24 protein-coding genes are annotated in these 22753 nt (G+C 48.6%); 16 read left to right on the top strand and 8 right to left on the bottom strand.

Annotated features, from left to right (window positions below):
* The first annotated feature begins 73 nt into the window (after positions 1-73).
* Entirely contained in the window at positions 74-772 is a 699-nt protein-coding gene (locus tag OIR97_RS11170) for a transglutaminase-like domain-containing protein (RefSeq protein ID WP_169545707.1), read from the top strand.
* A 7-nt stretch (positions 773-779) separates the two neighbouring features.
* On the opposite strand, the gene OIR97_RS11165 is transcribed toward OIR97_RS11170, so the two are convergent.
* Positions 780-1943: a benzoate/H(+) symporter BenE family transporter gene (locus OIR97_RS11165; protein WP_169545706.1), complete on the bottom strand. Its 1164-nt coding sequence runs from the start codon at positions 1941-1943 to the stop codon at positions 780-782.
* 153 nt (positions 1944-2096) lie between these two features.
* On the opposite strand from OIR97_RS11165, the gene OIR97_RS11160 reads away from it, so the two are divergent.
* Positions 2097-2669 carry a helix-turn-helix domain-containing protein gene (locus OIR97_RS11160; RefSeq protein ID WP_169545705.1) on the top strand — a complete coding sequence of 191 codons (573 nt, stop codon included), beginning with the start codon at positions 2097-2099 and terminating at the stop codon, positions 2667-2669.
* Between the two features lie 2 nt (positions 2670-2671).
* On the opposite strand, the gene OIR97_RS11155 is transcribed toward OIR97_RS11160, so the two are convergent.
* Both OIR97_RS11155 and OIR97_RS11150 read right to left on the bottom strand, forming a co-directional pair.
* Positions 2672-3079, bottom strand: a complete 408-nt coding sequence (locus tag OIR97_RS11155; RefSeq protein WP_169545704.1) for a GFA family protein — start codon at positions 3077-3079, stop codon at positions 2672-2674.
* Between the two features lie 68 nt (positions 3080-3147).
* Positions 3148-4077 carry a LysR family transcriptional regulator gene (locus OIR97_RS11150; RefSeq protein WP_169545703.1) on the bottom strand — a complete coding sequence of 310 codons (930 nt, stop codon included), beginning with the start codon at positions 4075-4077 and terminating at the stop codon, positions 3148-3150.
* 109 nt (positions 4078-4186) lie between these two features.
* Between OIR97_RS11150 and OIR97_RS11145 the strand changes: the two genes are divergently transcribed.
* From OIR97_RS11145 to OIR97_RS11120, 6 genes are all read left to right on the top strand, one after another.
* Positions 4187-5326, top strand: a complete 1140-nt coding sequence (locus OIR97_RS11145; protein ID WP_169545702.1) for a CaiB/BaiF CoA transferase family protein — start codon at positions 4187-4189, stop codon at positions 5324-5326.
* Positions 5323-6261 (top strand): hydroxymethylglutaryl-CoA lyase, encoded by a 939-nt coding sequence (locus tag OIR97_RS11140; RefSeq protein ID WP_169545701.1) that lies wholly within the window; start codon positions 5323-5325, stop codon positions 6259-6261. Before OIR97_RS11145 ends, OIR97_RS11140 begins: the two co-directional genes overlap by 4 nt.
* A gap of 32 nt (positions 6262-6293) precedes the next feature.
* Positions 6294-7292, top strand: a complete 999-nt coding sequence (gene dctP, locus OIR97_RS11135; RefSeq protein ID WP_169545700.1) for a TRAP transporter substrate-binding protein DctP — start codon at positions 6294-6296, stop codon at positions 7290-7292.
* A 14-nt stretch (positions 7293-7306) separates the two neighbouring features.
* The gene (locus OIR97_RS11130) at positions 7307-7840 is read left to right on the top strand and encodes a TRAP transporter small permease (protein WP_169545699.1); all 534 of its coding nucleotides are present in this window, start codon (positions 7307-7309) and stop codon (positions 7838-7840) included.
* The gene (locus tag OIR97_RS11125) at positions 7840-9126 is read left to right on the top strand and encodes a TRAP transporter large permease (RefSeq protein ID WP_169545698.1); all 1287 of its coding nucleotides are present in this window, start codon (positions 7840-7842) and stop codon (positions 9124-9126) included. The genes OIR97_RS11130 and OIR97_RS11125 overlap by 1 nt, the downstream gene beginning before the upstream one ends.
* Before the next feature lie 117 nt (positions 9127-9243).
* Positions 9244-9828: a uracil-DNA glycosylase family protein gene (locus tag OIR97_RS11120; protein ID WP_169545697.1), complete on the top strand. Its 585-nt coding sequence runs from the start codon at positions 9244-9246 to the stop codon at positions 9826-9828.
* 22 nt (positions 9829-9850) lie between these two features.
* Here the strand turns inward: OIR97_RS11120 and OIR97_RS11115 are convergent, their stop codons facing one another.
* Positions 9851-10828: an AraC family transcriptional regulator gene (locus OIR97_RS11115; protein ID WP_169545696.1), complete on the bottom strand. Its 978-nt coding sequence runs from the start codon at positions 10826-10828 to the stop codon at positions 9851-9853.
* Between the two features lie 92 nt (positions 10829-10920).
* On the opposite strand from OIR97_RS11115, the gene OIR97_RS11110 reads away from it, so the two are divergent.
* A complete protein-coding gene (locus tag OIR97_RS11110) occupies positions 10921-12117 on the top strand; it encodes an acyl-CoA dehydrogenase family protein (protein ID WP_169545695.1) in 1197 nt (398 codons plus the stop codon).
* A gap of 105 nt (positions 12118-12222) precedes the next feature.
* Positions 12223-13326 (top strand): NADH:flavin oxidoreductase, encoded by a 1104-nt coding sequence (locus tag OIR97_RS11105; RefSeq protein ID WP_169545694.1) that lies wholly within the window; start codon positions 12223-12225, stop codon positions 13324-13326.
* Between the two features lie 41 nt (positions 13327-13367).
* Here the strand turns inward: OIR97_RS11105 and OIR97_RS11100 are convergent, their stop codons facing one another.
* The gene (locus tag OIR97_RS11100; protein ID WP_169545693.1) at positions 13368-14249 is read right to left on the bottom strand and encodes a LysR family transcriptional regulator; all 882 of its coding nucleotides are present in this window, start codon (positions 14247-14249) and stop codon (positions 13368-13370) included.
* Positions 14250-14368: 119 nt separating this feature from the next.
* Between OIR97_RS11100 and OIR97_RS11095 the strand changes: the two genes are divergently transcribed.
* Positions 14369-15511 carry a YbfB/YjiJ family MFS transporter gene (locus OIR97_RS11095; RefSeq protein ID WP_169545692.1) on the top strand — a complete coding sequence of 381 codons (1143 nt, stop codon included), beginning with the start codon at positions 14369-14371 and terminating at the stop codon, positions 15509-15511.
* Between the two features lie 8 nt (positions 15512-15519).
* On the opposite strand, the gene OIR97_RS11090 is transcribed toward OIR97_RS11095, so the two are convergent.
* From OIR97_RS11090 to OIR97_RS11080, 3 genes are all read right to left on the bottom strand, one after another.
* On the bottom strand, positions 15520-16377 hold the full coding sequence (locus OIR97_RS11090; protein ID WP_169545691.1) for an alpha/beta hydrolase family protein: 858 nt from the start codon (positions 16375-16377) through the stop codon (positions 15520-15522).
* Positions 16378-16389: 12 nt separating this feature from the next.
* Positions 16390-16980: a TetR/AcrR family transcriptional regulator gene (locus OIR97_RS11085; protein WP_169545690.1), complete on the bottom strand. Its 591-nt coding sequence runs from the start codon at positions 16978-16980 to the stop codon at positions 16390-16392.
* A 74-nt stretch (positions 16981-17054) separates the two neighbouring features.
* Positions 17055-18224, bottom strand: coding sequence for a porin (locus tag OIR97_RS11080; RefSeq protein ID WP_169545689.1), 1170 nt, complete (start codon positions 18222-18224; stop codon positions 17055-17057).
* Positions 18225-18389: 165 nt separating this feature from the next.
* Here OIR97_RS11080 and OIR97_RS11075 point away from each other — a divergent pair, with 165 nt between their 5' ends.
* The 5 genes from OIR97_RS11075 (at position 18390) to OIR97_RS11055 (ending at position 22748) form a co-directional block, all read left to right on the top strand.
* Positions 18390-19535, top strand: a complete 1146-nt coding sequence (locus tag OIR97_RS11075; RefSeq protein ID WP_169545688.1) for a zinc ABC transporter substrate-binding protein — start codon at positions 18390-18392, stop codon at positions 19533-19535.
* Between the two features lie 3 nt (positions 19536-19538).
* Positions 19539-20189 (top strand): ABC transporter ATP-binding protein, encoded by a 651-nt coding sequence (locus tag OIR97_RS11070; RefSeq protein ID WP_169545687.1) that lies wholly within the window; start codon positions 19539-19541, stop codon positions 20187-20189.
* Positions 20186-21373 (top strand): ABC transporter permease, encoded by a 1188-nt coding sequence (locus OIR97_RS11065; protein WP_169545686.1) that lies wholly within the window; start codon positions 20186-20188, stop codon positions 21371-21373. Before OIR97_RS11070 ends, OIR97_RS11065 begins: the two co-directional genes overlap by 4 nt.
* On the top strand, positions 21370-21891 hold the full coding sequence (locus OIR97_RS11060; RefSeq protein ID WP_169545685.1) for a DUF3299 domain-containing protein: 522 nt from the start codon (positions 21370-21372) through the stop codon (positions 21889-21891). Before OIR97_RS11065 ends, OIR97_RS11060 begins: the two co-directional genes overlap by 4 nt.
* Before the next feature lie 74 nt (positions 21892-21965).
* A complete protein-coding gene (locus OIR97_RS11055) occupies positions 21966-22748 on the top strand; it encodes a crotonase/enoyl-CoA hydratase family protein (protein ID WP_169545684.1) in 783 nt (260 codons plus the stop codon).
* Positions 22749-22753: the final 5 nt, after the last annotated feature.

Genomic DNA, 22753 nt, shown 5'->3' with positions numbered 1-22753 from the left:
TGTCTTTCAGGTGTTGCTTGACACAGGCAACACCTGTTTCATAATTGGTGGAAAATGATGGAATGAGGGTAAAATGAGAGATCTGACGGGTATACCGGCGCAGGACCTGGAGAGTGACTGGATAACATCCAATGCATATCTGGATTATGAAAGCCCCTCAGTGCAGGCGTTTGTGGCGAAAGCGTTAAGCGGCCATGAAAACGCCTCTGAAACAGAAAAGGCGATCATCCTGTTTAAAGCGGTTCGTGACGATTTACGATATGATCCGTATCAGATGACGTTCGACGCCCCGACATATAAGGCCAGTTATATTGCACAGCAGCCAGCGGTGTATTGTGTTCCCAAGGCGATTTTATTAACGGCAGCGCTGCGCTCTATTGGGATACCGGCGGCTGTCGGCTTTGCAGATGTGCAAAATCATCTTAATACGCCAAAATTGGCGGAATTAATGGAAACCGATCTATTTTCCTATCATGGGTTTGTCGCTTTGAAACTTGACGGCAAGGTATACAAAGTCACACCAACCTTTAATAAGGAGCTTTGTGACCGCTTTGGTGTTCAACCGATTGAATTTGATGGTCAATCTGATGCTCTGTTTCATGAATTTGATGCTGAAAAACGACAGCATATGGAATATGTGAAGGACCGGGGCATATTTGAAGAGCCGCCAATTGAAGGCATATTAAGCGATCTAGCCGAGCTTTACCCCAAACTGAAACATAAAACGGCAAGCGGGGCCCGCGAAGCAAATGATCCGGGCTTTTCTGCCTGATTGTTATTTAGGCCGTGTGCCGTCTGCGCATCGTAAAATGCAGTGCCATTCCAAAGAGCAGTGCCCAAAAGGGGGCTCCAATGCCCAGCAGCGTCACACCTGACGCTGTCATGGCAAAGGTCAGGATGGCAGCTTCTCTTTCCTGTTCTTCGTCCATTGCTGTTTTAAGGCTGTTGGCAATGGTCCCCAGCAACGCCAAGCCAGCGATACTCATGACAAGCTCTTTCGGGAAGATCGTAAAGAGACTCGCGACAGTTCCCCCGAATAGTCCGAGCAGTATGTAGAATACGCCTGCCCAGATGGCGGCACGATAGCGTTTAGTCGGGTCGGGATCGACAACATGCCCCATACAGATCGCTGCCGTAATGGCAGCAAGGTTGAAGGCAAAACCACCAAATGGGGCCAGAACAAGGCCTGTAATTCCGGTCCATGTGATCAATGGGGAGGCCGGTGTTTTGTATCCGTGAGCCCTTAAGACGGCAAGTCCGGGCACATTTTGTGAGGCCATCGTGACCATAAAGAGCGGAATGCCAATACCAATGAGTGTTGTTATGTTGAACTGGGGAAAGACAAAGATGGGGGGTGTCAAACTCAGATGCATGGGAATTGATGTCATGAGGTCAATACCAAACGCATATAAGATGCCAACGAGAAAGGTCAGCGGGATCAAGTATCTTGGCAAGAACAGTTTTCCAAGTACATAAGCGCACAGCATTAGAAACACCAAAGTGAACTCGCTTTGCATGGCGATAAATGTGTCCAGACCAAATCGAAGCAATACCCCACCCAGCATGGCGGAGGCGAGGGACTGCGGGACGATTTGCATGATTTTTTCAAACCAGCCTGTGATTCCGCAAAGGGTGATCAAGGCAGAACAGAAAAGAAAAGCCCCGATGGCCTCTGCCATAGGAATGCCGGGAAGACTTGTAACCAACAGGGCGGCCCCTGGGGTGGACCAGGCGGTTACGATTGGCGTTTTAAACCAAAGCGATAATAGAATGCAGTTTAAACCCAGTCCGATGCCCAATGCCCACATCCATGAGCCAATTTCTTCAGGTGATGCGCCGCCGGCAGCTGCTGCCTGAAACACAATCGCCGCCGCACTGCTATATCCTACCAGTATGGATACAAACCCTGCAGAAATATGAGGAAGCGAGAAATATTTCAGCATTTCGGATCCTTTGTGTAAATCAGATCAGACAGATGGGCTGGACCTGCGATTGTGTTGTGCGTTATAACGTCCAGGTCACTCTATAACATTCGTGCGTTATAGCGCACAAGTATTTTGTGAATAAGTGGATGGTGTGGGACTCTGGGAAATAAAGTGATAAATCCAACTGAACATATTGCGAAAAATGTAAAATGGTTTCGTCAGCAGAAAAAGTGGAGTTTAAGCCAGGCTGCTGAAAAAACGGGTGTGAGCAAGGCAATGCTCGGTCAAATCGAGCGGGGAGAGTCCAGTCCAACCATTGCAACTTTATGGAAGATTGTGAAGGGGTTTGATCTGTCGCTCTCGTCTTTGCTGGAACCAGTATCCACCCCTATCGGGGAGGCGGGTACTGTTATTCGGGATGCAAATGCTTTGCGCCGGCAGATCGCGGATGATACGATGTTGGTGGCACCACTTTTTCCCTATGATCCAACGTTACAGTTTGAGTATTTCGAGCTCACATTCCCAGCAGGGTATGAACGATTGTCTGAGCCTCATAAGGCAGGGGTTGTCGAAATTCTGACCGTTATAAATGGCGGGCTGGAAGTTTTGTCGGAAAATACCTGGCATCCATTAACGGCAGGTCAGTCCATTCGTCTGCATGGCGACCAACCACACGGATATCGGAATGGTTCAGCGAATGAGGCTGTGGTCCTAACCGTTATCAATGATCCCGGCGATCCGTGATTTCAGGGCTTCATTCTTTCATAGGATGGCACATCGGCATCCAGATGATGAAAGGGTTGCTTATCGATCGTAAAGATTGCCATGTCTGGTTTATCGAAAAGCGACATATCGTCCAGTGTGCCGGCCTTTAAAACGATTGCGCCCGGCCGAAATTCTGATTTTGTGCAAATATGTGTCCCGCAGTTGCTACAAAACTCACGTGTTCTGGGTTTTTCCAGATCAGAACGGGTGAAAGTCTTAGGTTTCCCTTTTGTGTATTGGAAAGTGCTGTCCGACATAACAAGAAATGCGTTTGGGTGGCCGCCTGAAAAATACTGACATTCCCGGCAATGGCAGTTTCCTTTCATAATCGGTTCGCTTTCAACCCGATACGTCAATTCCCCGCAATAACATCGTCCTGTGATTGTCATGCTATTCTCCCTTGCCTGTTGAGTAAAAATGCTATCACCATCCGCGTGGCAGTATCCAATAAAAACTGTTATCCCAGATTGCTTTCGGCCTGCCACCGTCCTGAATTCACCTCTTCGGCAATCAGGGATAACAGGAGATCTGTCATGGCCTCAACCAGTCGGGTTGCAGGTCTGTCTTTTAACTGTCCAATGAACAGCCGCCGATTGACAAGAGGGCCCTCGATCGGGCGGGCATGCAATTCACCGGATTTTAGATAGTCAGAGACAAAAACATGCGGTGCAAGCGTACATCCCAGCCCGGCAAGCAACCCTGTCGTTATTCCGTTTACAGAATTCAGATGGATTGGGACTTGCGCTTCCAGCCGGTTCAGGATGCTGGGTCGGTCAACAACAGCCCGAACAGAGACACCTTGACGGAGCAATAGTATGGGGAATTTAACGAGATCATCAAAGGTAAGAACGGTGTCAGATGCGCCAATAATCGAGTGTTTGCCAACGCATAACACTTCCTCAGCCAGGATTTGACGGGACGTCACACGGTCATCCTTTTGAGGGTTGTAAAACAGGGCGATATCTACTTCTGACGAAAGAAGGTTCGCGAAAGTACCGCCTGAGAGGCTTTCCACAATCGACAGACGCACATCAGGATAGTCCCGCAGAACCGCCTTCATAAATGGAAGTCCGACGGCCTTCATGACAGTGAACGGTAATCCAATTGCAATTTCGCCAGCGATTGCATCAGACTGGCCGCGTATATCCTGTTCGGCCGACTTTACTGCCTTCAGGATCATTTTTGCATGATCGTACAGCTTGATCCCGGCGGCGGTTGGTTCCATGCCTCTTGGTTTCCGGGTGAATAGCGTAACACCCAGATTTTCTTCAAGATTGGCCAGGTGATGGCTGATCGCGGATTGTGCGACATTGCAATGACTGGCAGCCCTTGAAAGATTTTTCTGCTCAAAAATGGCAATATAATAGGTAAGTTGGCGAATATTCATATGATATCTAAAAATTAGAACGTATTGTTCAAAAGATTATATTTTTAAGAAGGCGTGTCTGGCAATAGGCTATTTGATATAAATTTCCTTAATCAGGTAGAGTTCTCTTATGACGTCACCCCTTCCACTTGCCGGCATTCGTGTCGTCGAAATGAGCCATATGGTTATGGGACCTGCATGCGGTATGATCCTTGTCCAGCTTGGGGCGGAAGTGATCAAGGTTGAGCCCGCCAAAGGGGACAAAACACGTGACTTGAGGGGTATGGGAACTTCCTTTTTTCCTTTGTTTAACAGAGGAAAGAAAAGTGTTGTTCTGGACCTGAATACTGAAAAAGACCAAGCGACTTTTCAGGCGCTTCTTGGGACTGCCGATGTGTTTTTGGAGAATTTCAAAGACGGCTTGCTGGCAAAGCAGGGCTTGGACCCTGAGCTTCTTCAGGAAAAATTCCCCGAACTGATCATCGCCGGGCATAAAGGGTTCCTGTCAGGGCCTTATGAACATCGGCCCGCGCTGGACGAAGTGGTTCAGATGATGTCTGGGCTCGCCATGATGACAGGATCCAGAGAGCGCCCATTGAGGGTTGGCTCTTCCGCGAACGATATCATGGGCGGAATGTTCGGCGTGATCGGTATCCTTTCCGCATTATGGGAGCGGGAAAAGACCGGTAAAGGGAAGAATATTCGCATCGGATTGTTTGAAAATTGCCTGTTCATGGTTGCCCAGCACATGGTGCAGTTTGACATGACCGGTGTTCCTTCAACACCAATGCCGCAAAGAACCCATGCGTGGCCTGTTTATGATATTTTCACAACGGCGGATGATCAGAAAATTTTCATCGGCGTTGTAACGGACGGACATTGGCAAACATTTTGTGAAAGTTACGACCTTCACGAATTACTGGAAGACGAACGGCTGAAAACGGCGACGGATCGTATTGAAGCACGGGCGTGGACAATTCCTGTTGTGGCAAAGACGATCGCCACAATAAACGCCGGGGATCTTGTGTCGAAACTGGATCAGCTGAGCATTCCTTTTGCGAAAATAAACAGCCCGGAAGATCTGTTTAACGATCCTCATGTATTGCGCGAGGGGGGCCTTGTTTCATCTGTCAATTCCGATGGCAACATATTCAGAAGTCCGGCCTTGCCCCTTGAAATGGACGGAAGAGGAATTGGGGAAGGGTTGGATGTACCGGTTTTAGGCGCGGACACAGATGCGATACTGGCAGAATTGGAAGCATTAAAATGACCGATGTTCTTGAGGTTTATCCCGAAAACCGCATCAGCCTTCGAGAGGTAGGTCTTCGCGATGGCCTTCAGATGGTAAAAACATTTCCGGACAGCGCGGCCAAGAAACGCTGGATTGAACTGGAGTTTCAGGCGGGTGTTCGGCATTTCGAAGTCGGATCGTTTTTACCTGCCGCCAAATATCCCATGTTTGCAGATGTCCTTTCTGTCATTGACACGATCAATCGACTGGACGGGGCGCATGGTGCCGCTCTTGCCCTTAACAAGCGCGGCACCATCGATGCTCTTGCAAGTGGTGTCGGTGAAATCGGATGCGTGGTTTCAGCGACTGAAGAGCATAATCTTGCAAATACAAGGCGGACCCGGGCCGAAACCCTTTCTGAAGTCGAGAATTTGTGCCGGATGCGGGACCAGTCAGATCATAAGCCGTTGGTCAATGTCGGGATCGCGATGTCATTCGGATGTTCGATTGCCGGTTCGGTGGACCCAAAAGAAACGCTGCGGATTGCAGAGAAATGTTATGAAGTGGGGGCCGATCTTGTTAGTCTGGCGGATACCGTGGGATATGCCGGACCAAAACAGATCGCAGCGCTCACTGCCGATTTGAACCGAATTTCTAACGGGCGTCCTTTCGGGGTACATTTGCATGATACGCGCGGCATGGGCATCGCCAATGCATCAGCGGCGCTTGATAATGGTGTCTGGTTGCTGGACGGCGCAATGGGGGGGCTGGGTGGTTGTCCGTTTGCCCCAAATGCCACTGGAAATGTGGTTTTTGAAGATCTTGTCTTTTTGTGTGAAAGTAGTGGTTTTGCGACCGGGATCGATATCGAAGCCCTGCGTGAAGTCAGAAAAATTATTGTAGAAGAAATGCCAACAGAACCTCTTTATGGGGCAGTGGCGAAAGCAGGCCTGCCAAAATCCTGGCCGGCTTGATATCAGTATCGAATTTTTTAGGGAGAGAAACGATGAAAAAAATACTCGGGTTAACAGCAGGTATTCTAGCTGTTGCCGCTTCATTTGGTAATGTGACACAAGCAACTGCCGCAACCGAGATGCGCTGTAGCCATCAGTTGCCACCGGCCCATCATATTGCCAAGGTCATTGACCGCTGGGCGGCAGAAATTGAAACCCTGTCAGCCGGTGAAATCGACGTTCAGGTTTTTGGTGCCAACAGCCTGACAGGCGCAAAACAAAATGCAACAGCCGTTGCCAAAGGTGATATCGATTGCGCTTTTTCAATTAATCCTCAGTGGGGCAAAACGCTTCCATTGATGAATGTGACGCTTGGCCCGTTCGCGGTATCCAGTCTGGATGCCCTGAAAAAATGGGATGGTTCTGAAGCTGCTGGTTTCCTTGAAGAAAAATTGCTGACGAAGGGCGTTAAAAACGTTACCTGGCTGTTTACAACACGCAGCACAGCCATCACGTCCAGTGGAAAAAGCCTGATCAAGCCTGCGGATTTTGAAGGTGTGAAAATTCGGGGACTGGGTCCGGTTCCGGATGCGGGATTTGTTGCAATGGGCGCCGCGCCATCTGCGATGTCTGGCAGTAAAGTCTATCAGGCGCTGTCAACTGGTGTTATCGATGCCGGTCTGACCGACGTTTCTGCTGCTGTTTCGCGGAAATATTTTGAAGTTCAGGATCATGTCACCGTGTTGCCTTTGTTCAGCATCTATTTCCATGGCTATGTAAATCCAAAATGGTATGACGGCCTGTCTGCCAAAGGAAAAGCCGCTGTTGATGAAGCGGGCAAAAAAGCCGCTGTCTGGGCGATTGAAGCCTCTGAAGTGTCTGCTGCAAAAGCACCGGGTCAGTTGAAAGAAAAAGGCATGAAGGTTCATATCGCGACAGACGAAGATATTGCAGCCTTGAAAGCAAAAATGTCTCCGGCCTTCGATAAAGCGTTCGGAGAAGCTTCTGGTGACGATGGTAAGAAGCTGCTTGAGCTTATCAGTAAACTATAATCTGATCACTTTTCATGAAAATGTCAGATGAATATGAGGAAGGGGGGGATAACTCCCCTTCTTTTCACGGCAGGGCTTTAGGCTTTCTTGCAAAGCTGGCGGCGGTGTTGAGCGCTGTCCTTATTGTTTTTACCCTGGCAATTACAGGATATAGCGTTCTTCAACGCTATGTGTTTGGAACCCCGCTCACCTGGACAGATGAGCTGTCTGGTTTTCTCGTCGTTGCGATTGTTATGTTGGGGGCGGCCGAAACTTTGCGCAAGGGCGAGCATATCAGCGTTGATTTATTGTCTTCAAAAGCGCGGGGTATTTCCGCGAAGATATTGGGGATTTGGGGATACGTATCTACTGCCTTTGTCGCAGGCGTTCTGTTAATTAGCGGTTGGGCCGCTGTAGAGTTTTCCTGGAATATCGGCGTGTATTCGGATGGTTATCTTGAGGCTCCCTTATGGATACCGCAGTCATTCCTGTTGGTTGGGGGCGGTTTATTGATGCTTCTCGCGATTTCCCGTGCGATTGATTTACTTGTCGGAAAGAGGCAGAAATAATGGCAACGTTTTTTATTCTCTGTCTTCTGATCGTTCTTTTATTAACGGGGATGCCAATTTTTGCAGGCCTCGGCCTGGCTTCCGTTGCAATCATGCTTGTGACAGAAGGCAGCATTTCCAGCGTCGCAGATACGGTTTTTGCCAAACTGGATAATGGTTTGCTGACAGCAATCCCCATGTTTGCATTTATGGCCCATGTAATGATCAAATCCAGAGTAGTGGATGATCTTTATGAAGCGGCAAACGCGATGGTGGGGCATTTTAAAGGGGGATTGGGTGTTGCGACCGTTCTCTCCTGCACAATCTTTGCCGCCATTTCCGGCTCATCGGTTGCAACGGCGTTGACCATTGGTTCCAGTGCTATTCCGCAGATGCAACGGTTTGGATATCGACCAAGGGATGCCTATGGTGTCATCGCTGCGGGCGGAACGTTGGGTATTCTTATCCCGCCGTCGGGGCCCCTTATTCTGTATGCGATTGTGACAGAAACCTCCATTGGCGCCTTGTTTTTAGCGGGTTTTGTTCCGGGTATTTTAATGGCCCTGATCTTTGCTTTTCATTGCATTTCGCAAGCCTATTTCCAGAAAGAACGGAAAGATAGCAGCTGGATTGGCTGGAAAAATTGTGGTTCTGCCCTAAAGCGTTCAATCTGGTCGTTATTAATGCCACCGCTGGTCCTTGGAGGCATATATTCAGGGATATTTACCGCGTCGGAAGCGGCTTCAATTGGCTGTATTTACGCGCTTCTTGTCGGTGCGTTTGTGTATCGGAATTTCGGTTTTAAAGAGCTGGGTGAAACGGCGTATGAAACGGTTCGTACAACCGCAATGCTGTTTATGATTTTGGCAGCGGCAGCCATGTTTGGGCATGCGGTGACAATTATTCGTCTGCCAATTGAGCTTATGGAAAGTGTGACCGCCCTTGGATTGTCTCCACTTAGTTTCATTCTGGTGGTAATGCTGGTTATCTTTGTGTTGGGTATGTTTCTCGAGACCATTTCCATCATTCTGATTACAACACCGATCATTTTACCGGCTCTTATTCAGTTGGATATTAATCTGATCTGGTACGGCATTTTGTTAATGATCAATCTGGAGCTTGCCTTGATTACCCCGCCGGTTGGCATGAACCTGTTTGTTATCAAAGGCATTGCCAATGCCCCCTTGGCCGAAGTCATACGGGGGTCTTTGCCGTATGTCCTGTTGATGCTGCTGGGGCTGTTCCTTGTAATGATGATACCCGGTTTAGCGTTGTGGCTTCCTGAAATCGCAGGGTTTGGCCGTTAAGCACCATTGGTTTTTGTTTCCGTCGGGCCGGGCAAATTTTTATGCCTGTTGTCCGGCGGTCAAAAAACGCAAGACGAAAGTGTTTCTCTGGCTTATGGTTTTTGCGAAGGAGCCAAAATGAGCACAGAAACACTCGACATACTTCTTACTCAAATTCAGGCCTGCCGTCTGTGTCATTCTGTTTTACCAGAGGGCCCGCGGCCGGTTGTTCAGGCCTCCGCTTCGGCGCCCATTCTTGTTGTTGGTCAAGCGCCCGGGCGCCGCGTACATGAAACCGGGATCCCGTTTAATGACCCCAGTGGGGATCGACTGCGTCAATGGATGGGCATAGAACGGGACCAATTTTACGACGATACGAAAATCAACATCGTTCCAATGGGGTTCTGTTTTCCAGGAACGGGTAAATCAGGAGATCTTCCCCCGCGGCCTGAATGTGCAGAAGCATGGCGTTCGCGGCTGATGAGAAAATTATCCTCTGTCCGCCTTACGCTTGTTATCGGGCAATATGCGATGGATTGGCATTTGGGGGACCGGAAGCGAAAAACAGTGACTGACACTGTCAAAAACTGGCAGGAATACTGGCCAGATATTGTTGTCCTCCCACACCCTAGTCCTCGAAATAATATTTGGCTGAAACGCAACCCCTGGTTTGAAGTTGATGTCATTCCTATGCTTCAGGAGAGAATTCAGAAATTGATTTAGGGTTTTTGTTTAAATAATTGAATTAGTTTTTATTTTTTCTGTATTCAGGAGGCGTTTTTCCGGTCCATCCTTTGAAGGCGCGGCTAAAGGTGGGGGCGTCGAAATAACCGGATAGCACGGCAATATCGGCTACCGACAGATCAGTATCCGTTAAATACTGGCAGGCGATATGACACCGCACTTCATTTTGAATGTCGCGAAAACTGGTGCCTTCTTTTTCAAGATGACGCCGCAGGGTTCTGGTATCCTGATTGAGGAGATCCGCCACGTTTCGCATGGTGAGTGAGCGCGAACGATCCTCCATGATTATTTTACGAATATGTTCAGTGAGCCCTGAAGAAGAATGCATCCGTGACAGGATTAATTTGCATTGTTCCCGATAAGCGGCCGAATGAGAAATATAGGATGCTGACAAAGGGCGTTCTGCAAAGGCCCGGTCATATATTAACCGATCATGGGGCTGCGCATAGGAGACCGGAATCCCCAACAGTTTTTCATAGCGACTGTAATCATCGGGCTTGTCCCTTGTAAGTTCCAGTCGGCAGGTGTCTAAAGGATGCCCCGTGAGTTCGCGTGCCCGTGCCAGATTTGCCGAAAAAAACAGATCCAGAAAGAAATCCGGTATTTCAGGCCAGAGAGGAGGCAGTAAATAGCGAATTGCCATGCGCTGCCCGGAAAGTTCAAGACTGACAGGATTTCGCGGGGTCGGTTGTAAAACCCAGATATGATCCAGCATTAACTGCTGTGACTTTAGAAGGGTATCACAATGCAATATCGCATGTCCCAAGATGCCATAGGATAATGTAGTGGTTTTAAGGCCCACGATTAAACCGAGGCGTTTTTCCTGACTCTCTTGAACGGCATAATAGGCAAGAAGTCTCAGTCTGGTAAGGCGGTCCTCATTGCATGTTTCAAGCTGCTGCTTGATTGGCAATGTGGGTATTCGTTCCTTTTCAAGGAAAGAAAAAAGCGAATTTTCAAAAGCGAGGCGCTTTATCATGTCCTGTATTGCCTATCATGTTGTCCCTTTTTGCCCTTTTTGTGTAACGCGTTTATCCGCATTATGAAAACAGAAATTAATCGGGGGACTAAATGACAGCATTTCAAACCATGCTAAATCCGTCAGAGGATGTGATGAATATTGCCAAAAGCTTTTCTGAAGAAATTCGGACGCGGGCAAGCGAGTTTGAGGTACAGGGATATGTCTCACAGGATCTTGCCGATCGGATTGCAGAAACGGGTCTTTATCGATTATGCACACCAAAAAGCCTCCATGGATTGGAGAAATCTCCGCTAGATTATGCGGCAGTCACAGAATATCTGGCCTATGCAGATGGTTCGGTCGCATGGGTTGTTTTTATTGGTATTACCTCGGCAATATCCGTTTCAAACCTGCCAGAGGACGCAGCCCGGCGGATTTTTCACTCGGATCCAAAGGCCATTACCGCTGGTGTCTTCGCGCCAATGGGGCGGGCTGTCAAAACGGTTCAGGGTGACAGGAGAGGGTATCGGTTAACCGGACAGTGGCAGTGGGGGTCAGGGTCCCGAAATGCGGCTTATATATCGGGAGGAGGGTTTGTAACTGACTCTGAAGGTACAATTCTCAAGACATCGGATGGCCGCCCGGATCAACGAGCCTTCTTTATGCCAACGACTGAGATCGAGTTGCTTGATACCTGGCAGGTTTCAGGGTTGAAAGCGACCGGTTCAACCGATTTTCGGGTGCGGGATTTGTTCGTGCCTGAAGACATGACATTTGATGCCACCCGGATGTCCGCCCCAGACGGTGCCATTCATAAATTTCCTATTTTTGCACTGCTTGGCATTGGAATTGCCGCCGTTGCTTTGGGTCTTGCGCGGGCGTCGTTGGATGAACTGGTCGGATTTGCAAGCGAGAAGACGCCGCAGGGAAGTAGCAAGCCGCTTGCTCTAAAACCATCAACTCAAAGTCAGGTGGCCAAAGCGGAAGCGGAATTGCGGGCGGCCCGCCTGTTTTTCTATGAGTCCATTTCAAGAAGTTGGCAAAAGGCGACGCAAGGAGAAGAGCCGAGCATTGAGGATCGCCGGGATATCAGATTGGCGACAACCCATGCGACCAACTCGGCCGCCAGGGTTATTGACCGAATGTATCGGTTGGGCGGAGGAACGTCTGTCTATGCTAAAAGCCCGTTGCAGCGCCATTTCAGAGACGTCCATGTAGCGACTCAGCATATGATGGTCAGCGACGCGACGCTGGAGTTGGTCGGAAGGTTATTTGTCGGCGTGGAAACAAACACTGCCCAGCTATAAAGAGGCGGTGAAATAGGGGATTGAAAAAAAGCTATACTTTTAACTACGTTTTTAGTAGCTATATTAAAAAACAGTCTAACGATGAATAAATAATAGGAACAAGCTGTGCCCCGTAAACTTGACAAACTCTTTTCGCCGTTTTCTTCTCCAAAACTTTCGTTGCCCAATCGGTTGGTGATGGCACCAATGACCCGGTTTTTTTCGCCAGATGGCGTCCCGGGCCAGAATGTGGCCGACTACTATCGTCGCCGTGTAGAAGGGGGAACCGGGCTTATCATTACGGAAGGGACTGTGGTGAACGATCCTGTTGCGTCTCCACACCCCAATGTTCCTCATTTCTACGGTGAAAAAGCATTGGCCGGCTGGGAAAATGTGGTAAAGGCTGTTCACGGAGCTGGCGGCAAGATTATGCCGCAAATCTGGCATGTTGGAATGGCACGGCGGGCAAACGAGGCACCTAATCCTGAACTGCCGAACGCCAGTCCCTCTGGCATCTTGCACAATGAAAAGAAAATCGCCGAGCCCTTAACAGAAGACGAGATTGAGTTTCTGGTCAAGGCCTATGCGGATGCCGCAACGGCCGCCAAGAATATCGGATTTGACGGCGTGGAAATTCATGGTGCCCATGGATATCTGATCGATCAGTTCTTTTGGGAACAGATGAACCGGCGGGAAGACGAATATGGTGGTGACCAAGTAAAACGGACATCATTTGCCGCCAGAATTGTCGCTGCCATTCGGGCCGCAACGGGCGATGAATATCCAATTGTTTTTCGGTTCTCCCAATGGAAGCAGCAGGATTATAGTGCCCGTTTGGCCGAAAGCCCAGAAGAGCTGGCCGCGTTTCTTAAGCCACTGGTTGAGGCGGGAGTCGATATTTTCCACTGCTCAACCCGCCGATATTGGGAACCGGAATTTGAGGGTAGCCCATTAAATCTTGCAGGATGGACGAAAAAACTGACAGGTCTGCCAACTATCACGGTGGGAAGTGTTGGTCTGTCCAAAGACATGATGTCATCGTTTAAGGGCGAAGACTCCGGGACCCGCAGTTTTGAGGATCTCGGCGACCGGCTGGAGACAGATGAATTTGATCTGGTGGCCGTTGGCCGCGCCCTTATTCAGGATCCGGAATGGCCAAAGAAAGTGCGCGAAGGCCGCATGGATGAACTGGAAGATTACTCTGCTAAATCACTTGCAGAATTGGTCTAAAAAATAAACGTACCCTATTGATCTCGTTGAGTATTGTCTGTTCAACGAGATCTAGTATTTTGTTGTGTAAGAAGAGCCTTCAGGCAGTCAAGGCGAGGAGAAGAGAAATCCCTTCGCCAAGCTAGGAGGGTCTGAATGTGAGCATACTCACCGTCTAGAGGCAGCGTCTGAAATGTACCGTCCAATTGCACCCGTGACAACACGGACTGGGGGATCACACTAAAGCCACTTCCCGCCGAGACGGAGGCAAGAATAGCCAGATAAGAACTTAACGAATGTGTTGCGGACGGAAAAATTTCATTCTCCATCAACCATCGCTCCAGATAACGTCGATAGGCGCAGCCAACTTCAAACGCGATCAACGGGCGACCATTTAAATTAACGCCAATTTCCAAAGAAGGGTAGTTAGATGGGGCAATCAGTACCAGTTGCTCTTCAAAAACCGAAAGGCTATCAAGGGTCGGGTCCGTCAGTGGCTCAGCAACAAACGCCGCTTCAATTTCATACTTTTGAAGGCGGGTCAGCAACGCGCCTGCGGTTCCCGTCACCAACTCAATCTCAATTGCCGGGTAAAGGGCGTGGTATTTAGACATATAAGCGGGCAGGCGGGCCGCCGCTGTGCTTTCCATTGCGCCAATCCGGAACGATCCGGAAGGCTTTCCCTCGCGAAATGCTTCTGTGGTTTCTTCAGACAAAGAATGAAAACGTTCTGCGTAAGATAAAAGCAATTTCCCGTCGGCCGTGAGATCCAGACCTCTATTCTTCCGTAAGAACAGCGATTTGCCTAGGTTTTCTTCAAGTTGTTTGATCCGCGTACTGATGTTGGATTGTACACGCCCCAGCTTTTGAGCAGCTTTTGAAACACTGCCCTCCGCCGCAACAGTTCGAAAAATTTCCAAGGCCTGAAGGCTTATATTTTGCATTTTAATATCTCTTTTATAGAAACCAACTATCACTATTATTCACTTTTAAAGATATACGATGGTTGGCATAATCGGCAAGTATCAAGTTCGGGTTTGTATGGTGGGCAAGAGTAGCGTTGATGGAAATGGAAAAAGATAATTCGCTGAGAATTACGGTTATTGGTTTTACAACCCTCGTCATTGCGATGGGGATAGGCCGCTTTGTGTTTACCCCGATTTTACCGTTGATGCAGAATGAAAATCTATTGACGGTATCGGAAGGGGGATGGATCGCCTCTGTTCATTTTCTTGGGTACTGGATTGGCGCGACGGTTGCCTCCCGGCTTCCGCTGGCACCAAAACTGGTCCTTAAGGTATCCCTTGTGATCATTGGTCTGACAACCCTGTTGATGGGTCTGACCGACCTTATTTCCCTTTGGTTAATTCTGAGATTTCTGGCCGGTGCCTTGAGCGCTTTTTGTCTTGTGATGGTCGGTGGCTTTTATATCGAGTATTTGGCCAGGCACGGGCAAGTGGCGATGCAGGGGGTTGTTTTTTCTGGCGTGGGCGGGGGGATTGCCTTATCTGGCCTGGCCGCCTTGGTGATTATGCAGTCGGGCATTGGAAGTTCACAAAGCTGGATTATCTTCGGCGCTGTCATATTGATCGCGGCAGCGTTTCTTTTCCTTTTGATAGGTGAAGAGATCCCTGGAAAAAAAACGACGAAATCCGCTGAGCTTACCGCTGAAAAGACCCCTTTGAATTGGCGGAATATTATAGCATATGGTGCTACGGGGGTGGGGTATGTCATACCGGCAACCTATTTGCCAGTAATGGCGCGCACCGTTATCAATGATCCGCTGATTTTCGGATGGAGCTGGCCAATTTTTGGAGGGGCTGCGTTTGTTTCGACCATTCTTGCAGCCCGGTTGCAACGTCACTTTTCAAATGCCACCATCTGGCGGATCAGTCAGCTTGTCTTGGGGGCGGGGCTATTGTTGCCTTTGATATCCGGCCATATCGGGATGATTTTATTGTCCGGGTTATGTGTTGGCGGTACGTTTATGATTATTACCATGATGGGAATGAAAGAAGCGCACCGATTGGCACCAGCCTCGGATGCGCTTCGCCATATTGCGGCGATGACCGCAGCATTTGCCGCCGGTCAGATGTTTGGCCCGTTAATCGCCGGTTTATTATATCAGGTGAACAGTACATTCACCCTGTCCCTCGTGCTGACAAGTGCTGTTTTGTTCGGAACCGCATTTCTGGTTCGAAAATAAGGTAGCATTCAGGAAACTGCTTGAAGTCCTTTTAACCAGGACACAGCTTCCTTCCAAAGAGGTTCGGATTTCGCACGGAAATATCCAAAGTGACCGAGGGAGCTGATCCCTTCTGTTTGAGGGACGATATGGCGTCTTTCAAGATTTGGGTAAGCTTTCATCATGGCATCGACAGATTTTTCAGTGCCCCATTTATCGTCGTCAATGCTGTAGGCAAGAACAGGAATGTTAAATTTATTGTAACGATCAAGGGGTAGGGTTTTGTCGCCTAGAATATAGTCCTGATGGCGACACCAACCGGCCCATTCTGAACTGACCTTACCCGGTAAATCTTCGCCCCCGAACCAACTCCATGGCATGTATCCCAAAAGGAAACCGGTAACCGGGAGTGTAACCCAACTGTGAAGCAGAACCATCAATTTCTGTTCCCCGCCCTGCAGGCGCCAATGACCGCTTTGTGCAGATACGGTCAGCATTCCGGCGATATTGTCGATATTATCCATAAGGCCGGCGGCCTGACCTCCAAAGCTGTGGCCGATCATAAAAATTTTGTCCGGGCATTTCTCGGACCTGAGCCAGTCGACCATGCCGGCCATATCCTGCAATGCCCAGTCCCTCATACGCGCAGTGAAACCACGAAGATTTGCAGGCCGGGAGCCGCCAATGCCACGGTAATCGTATGTCAAAACGGAAAAACCCTCCTGAACCAGAAATTCCGCATAGTTTTTGTAGAACTGACGCGGAACGGCAGTTGCGCTGTTAATCAGCACAAAATGTGAGGACGGTATATTCGCTGTGAAAAGGGTCGCACTGAGTGGGTATCCGTCTTTTGCCGGAAGCGAAAGGTTCTCTTGAATAACAGTCATGGGTTTATGTCCTTATTTTTGAGATGACTGAAACGGTTTCAGGAGATCTGACAACTGGTCCCGCATGATTTGCAGGGGGGCGGTACTGTTTTGTGCTTTTGCAAGCAAAAGTGCCCCTTCGATGGCAGATATCGTTGTAATTGCCAATTGATTGGCTTTCTCTTCTGGAGCGCCGAAGACATGGATTTGCTCGGCGAGTAATTTTTCGTATGATGAAAACGCATTGGCACAGGCCTTTTGTACCATCGGAACATCTGCAGCCGTTTCCAACGCAACAGTGGCAAGAGGGCATCCTTTTCGGTAGCCGCTTTCCTCCAGCTGCTGAATATAATAATCGCAGAATGCCTGAATACCCGCCACCGGGCTTCCCGTTTTGTCGATTAGTTTTTGCAAGGATATCAGCATCTTCTGACCCGCGAAATCGACGGCGCCAGCGGTCAATCCTTCTTTCCCATCTGGAAAATGGTGGTAGAGCGAGCCCTTAGGGACCCCGCTTTGACCAATAATGTCAGATAACCCCATCGCATTATAACCCTTTGTCCGCAGGAGCAGGGATGTTGCTTCGAGTAATTTTTCACGGGTTTTTGATGATTTTGAATACACAAAGATTTCCAAATTTAGACCAGTTGGTTTAAATGTACCGACTGGTCTAAATTTGTCAAATCATTTGTCAACTTCTAGAAATGGTGTGAATAGCTTACAAGTGCACCAACCCGGTGGTTTTCTTCATTTTCTTCGTCCTGATATTTGTAACCAACTCCCAGAAACACCCCGCTATCGAATTCATAACCGATCGACGCTTGTACGATGTCTCCGTCAATGGCTTCGTCGATTTCTACAGGGTTGTCATTGCGGATATGGCTCCATGTAGAGCCGACATTCCAATTTTTGTAGGTGATTTCCAAACCTGCTGTATGCCAGGTACGATCGTGGGCGGCTTCGCCGTTCAAGTGCTGAATATGCATGATCTCCCCGATCATTCTGCCTTCGAAATCCTTGGTAAAGCGGTGTTTGTAGTTCAACGAAACAGAATACCGGTTTTCATCCTCTTCATTGTTTTTACCGGCGGCCTGATGAGCAAAACCAATCCGATAGGATAGCCCCTGTACGATATTATTGTTTAATGAATAGAAATCCTGCCCGCCTAATGAGACTGCAAACGAGGACAGATCTTCTGTATTTGAAACACCGCCATCTTGCTTTTCGACCGGATCTTGGCGGTTTAATAACGCACCACTTAGGAAACTTGTATCTGCAAAAAAGCTGCTGGCTTCGAGTTTATGCCGTCCGAAATCTCCCGCATCAAGTTTGAGATTTGCACCGAGCCCAATTTTCTCACGTAGCGCATATTCATGAATAATCTGATATCCGTAAATGCCCGGAAACTGGTGATAATCGAAACCAACCACAGGAGAAAATTTACCGGCCAACAACCCAAAATGGTCGGTTTCATAGCGAATATTCAGATCTCTGATTTTGAGGGTGTGATCGTCAAAAAACCGACTGTTACCTTCCGCTGCATTTCCGCCGCCGCCATGATCATGGCCCGCAGGCTCTCCTTCCAGTTCGATAACACTGTTGAGCGAGAGGCCGGTAGAGAAAACATACCCCAAATCCAGATGAGTATGGCTATAGGTTTCTGAAATTTCCTCGTCTTTTTCTTCGGCTTTATAGACAACATCGCTGTGTATCTTGGTATCCAGATGTCCATAGAATCCAGCGGCACCGTGAGGGGAGTACGAGGCATTGCCGTGATCGTGATCGTGTCCGTCACCGGCAACAGCCAGAGCCGGGAGAAAACTGAGTGCAGTGACGAGCGAATAGATTTTAAAAGATAAAGGTTGCATTGTGAGTCCACTTTATGAAATGTTATAACATAACAAATCTAGATGGGCGAATTTGTCAACGCCTTTTTTAAAATATGGGTCTGAACCCCTTTGAAATAGGTTGCTAAATAGTCTTGACTTGGAATAGTTATATTATAACATAACCAAAATTTTTTAGGTAAAGTGATGAAGAAATACGTACTGGCAGTTGCCGTCGCATGTGCGCCCTTTTCCCTGTCTTTTGCGGCAGAAACCAAAGGTGTGATGACAACCATCGCTCCGTTACATTCTTTGGTCCAAGGGGTCATGGGAGAAACGGGAGAGGCTGAATTGTTAATACAGGGATATGCGTCCCCCCACAATTATCAGTTAAAGCCTTCGCAAATCCGCAAGTTGCAAAAATCTAATTTTGTCTTCTACATTGGAGGCGGCTTCGAAGGGTTTCTTTCTAAAACGCTGGAAACATTACCCTCGCATATTCGAAAAATCAGTATGGCGAATAAAGCCCGACTGGAAGTTCTGGAAAATCGGGCAGGAGGGGCTTGGGAGGCGCACGCGCATTCGGGTCACGCGCATGAAGGAGATGAACACGATAGTGAGCACGGCCAAGAGCATGAGCATGAACATCAAAAAGATGAGGGTCATGATCATGAGAAAGACCATGCGAAAAATCACGGCCATGATAAAAAACATGCTGATGAAGAAGACCATAAACACGCTGGTGAAGTTGAGCATAAGGACGAACACGAACACGAACACGAACACGAACACGGCTCATCTGATGGCCATGACGCTGATATGCACAGCACCAGTGACGATCATCATTTTTGGCTTGATCCAGACAATGCCGTGGAAATTGTAAAAACCATTACGCGCGAGCTGTCTGTTGTCTATCCCGAAAATCAGGATTTGTATAAACGGAATGCCAAAGCAATGATTGCCCGTATTCGCGCGACTGATCAACAACTGGCAAAAGAACTGGAAGCAATAAAGGATATTCCCTATATCGTTTTTCATGATGCCTACCAGTATTTTGAAAAACACTATGAGCTGACTGCTGTGGGATCGATCCTGTTAGAGCCGGATGAAAAGCCGGGTGTTGGTCGCATTCGGGAAATTCGTCGTAAGCTGATCGACAGCAAAGCGGTTTGCATTTTCAGGGAGCCACAATTCTCCGATAAACTTGTTAAGACCGTTTTGGAAGGGACTGAGGCCAAAAGCGGAACGCTGGACCCTATCGGTTCAGAAATAGCGGTTGGAGAAAATCAGTATACAGACCTGTTAAAAAGCTTGTCGCGCGGGTTGCAGGACTGTCTTAAGTCACAGAAATAGATTATGCTGGAATGTAACAAAGTATTCTATCATTTTGATAATCAACATATATTAAGGGATGTGAATGTCACCTTGGAGTCGGGAGCTCATCTGCTTGTTCATGGGCCGTCCGGTTCTGGAAAAACTACGCTTTTGTCACTTTTGGCGGGGCTGATCCCGGTCACTGAAGGCACTATTCATTTTAATGGTGTTCCTTTTCATCACCTGTCTGCCACTGAGGTGGACAGGTTTCGCGGAACCAATATGGGGTTTGTGTTCCAATCCCATCACATGGTTCCGTTTCTGACTGTGGAAAAGAATTTGATGCTGCCTGGCTTGATGAGCGGCAGAGAGCCCGAAGAAGGAGCGATCATTTCGTTGCTTGAACGGTTGGAAATAGGCCATCTCTTGCAAAAGAAAGCCAGTATATTGAGCGGCGGTGAAAGTCAGAGGGTTGCCATTGCCAGAGCCGTTATCGGGCGTCCTAAATGGATCTTGTGTGATGAGCCAACTTCTGCGCTGGACGATAATTCAGCAAATCTTTCTGTCAATCTACTGAAGGCAGAGGCGGAGAAAGTTGGGGCGTCCCTTATCATCGTCACCCATGACAGTCGCTTGAAAGCGATGTTTCCAAATGATCAGCGACTGGATCTAAAAATTTGGGAAAAAGCATGACCCTTGTAACGCTTTGCTTGCAGTATTTACGCTTTAGGCCTTTCGCGACAACCCTTCATATCGTTTCCATGGCTGTTGGAATGGCGATGGTTACTTTATTGCTGCTTTTTTCTGACTACTTGCAGCATCGCTTTCTCAACGAAGCCGCCGAAATTGACCTTGTGGTTGGTGCTAAAGGAAGTCCGTTACAGCTGGTCCTGTCGTCAATTTATCATCTGGATATTCCCCCTGGAAATATCGATTATAAACGGGCTATGGCGATAAAGCAGAACCGACATGTCAGGAAAGTCATTCCGCTCGCACTTGGGGATCAATATAGGGGGCGGCGGATCGTCGGCACCAGCTCAGAATATCTGGAATATTTTGAATCTGAATTTGCAAACGGCGGCATATGGCAAAATCCGATGCAGGTGGTTCTTGGTTCTACCGTAGCGCAAGAAACGGGGATGGTCATAGGCTCTGCCTTTTCGGGGAACCATGGTCTTGTCGGGCAGAAAGGCGCGCATCGTCATGACGACCACCCGTATCGTGTGGTTGGAATTTTAAAGCCAACAGGCCGTATCATTGACCGTTTGATTGTAACACCCGTGCAATCGGTGCTGGATATTCACCAATCGGAGGGTACGGCATCCAAGCCAGAGATCACAGCCTTGCTGGTCTTTTATCGAACCCGGGCGGCTGCCTATGGTTTGCCGCGTCAAATTAATACCCAAACACCGTTCCAGGCGGTTAGTCCCTCCTTGGCGATGACACGACTTTCATCCATGATCGGTATCGGTCAAACGGTGTTGAATTGGATCGGAGGAGGGTTGCTGTTATTGTCACTGGGCGGTGTTTTTGTTGGACTATTGTCCGCGATCCAGCAGCGTAAATACGACTTGGCTCTTTATCGTGTTCTGGGGGCGCGGCCTTCCAAAATTTTTGCCATTGTTTTGATGCAGGGTCTTTTTATTGCCGTTATTGGTAGTATCCTAGGGGGTATTGGCGGGCTGGTAGGTTTTGAAATTTTGGTAACTGTATTTCTGAAAGGAGAGGGACTGAATGTTGAAACCCTCCTTCACAAGGCAGAGCTTTTCTATTTATGGGGAAGTGTTGTGGTTATATCAGCGCTTATCTGCCTTGTGCCGGCCTATAGGGCCTATAAAATCGACATTCGGCATTCCTTGATGGGGGGGCAGGTGTGAAGCAATTTTTCTATTTGAGCCTGATCCTGATGTTTTCATTTGCCGGTTCGTTGCAGGTTCAAGCCTTAAGTGAACAGGAACTGACCGAGCAGGAACGGTTGGATTTTGAACAAAACTGGAAACCGCTTGCGGTAACGGGGGATGCAGTTCCCTGGACGATCTTTGCAGCGACAAAATCCTTTGAAGTCTGCAAGACCGAAAAAGACGGATATGATACCTGTTACTTAAAACCAGTTTATGGCGATGATGTTAGAAATCTGGATGGAACCACGGTTACAATCATGGGATATATGTTTCCCTTGGAGCAAACAGCAGAACAGAAGAATTTTTTAATCGGACCGTATCCATTAAGCTGTCCGTATCATTATCATATCGGCCCCGAAAATGTGATTGAAGTGATCGCGCCAAAGGGCATCGCTTTCTCCTTCGACCCGATTACAATCCGTGGCACGTTATCTGTGCGATATGAACAGGAAACCGGTGTCTTCTATTTTCTGGAAAACGCGACAACGCTGTAAGTTGTATGGTTGACGGTTTTCGGCTTCGGGGTATCCTCTGGGCAACGAAACTTACAAAAAATCAGGAAGCCGCCATGCCAGCACAAGAAAACGAAACCGTTTTGGTTGAAAAAAAGGGTGCCATCACCACAGTAACAATAAATCGGCCAGAACGGCGTAACGCAGTGGATTATCGCACGGGACAGCTTTTGCTTGAGGCTTTTGATAATTTCGATGCCGACGATAGCCAATCGGTTGCAATCCTGCGGGGAGCGGGAAAATATTTCTGTGCCGGGTTTGATTTGAAATCCCTGTCTTCAAGTGAGCTTTCTTACGAACCGGAGGGTGATGGGGTGATGGGGCCGACACGCAGACTTCTCAGTAAACCCGTTATCGCTGCGATAGAGGGATATGCCGTCGCGGGAGGGCTCGAACTTGCGCTGTGGTGTGATCTGAGAGTGGTTGCTGAAGCCGCCCGTTTCGGCGTTTTCTGCCGTCGCTGGGGCGTTCCGTTAATTGATGGCGGTACCGTTCGTTTACCTCGATTGATTGGCCATAGCAGGGCGCTTGATATGATTTTGACCGGGCGTGAAGTGGACGCAGGCGAAGCTGAACGGATGGGCCTGGCGAACCGTCTGGCGGCGGAAGGAGAGGCTTATACGGAAGCGGTTAAATTGGCGGAACAATTATGTTCGTTCCCGCAAACCTGTTTGCAGGGGGACCGGTTGACGTCTTACCGGCAATGGGGGATGAGTGTGGAAGACGCCCTTCGTCTTGAAGGAGTGGAGGGCGAAAAAGCCTTGAAACAGGAAGCACAAACAGGGGCGGCGCGCTTCGCCTCAGGATTAGGGCGAAGCGGGGATTTTTCTAAAATATAAAGATA

This window comes from Sneathiella aquimaris (assembly GCF_026409565.1).
GTDB classification, from domain to species: domain Bacteria; phylum Pseudomonadota; class Alphaproteobacteria; order Sneathiellales; family Sneathiellaceae; genus Sneathiella; species Sneathiella aquimaris.
This window is presented reverse-complemented; position numbering and strand designations above follow the sequence as displayed.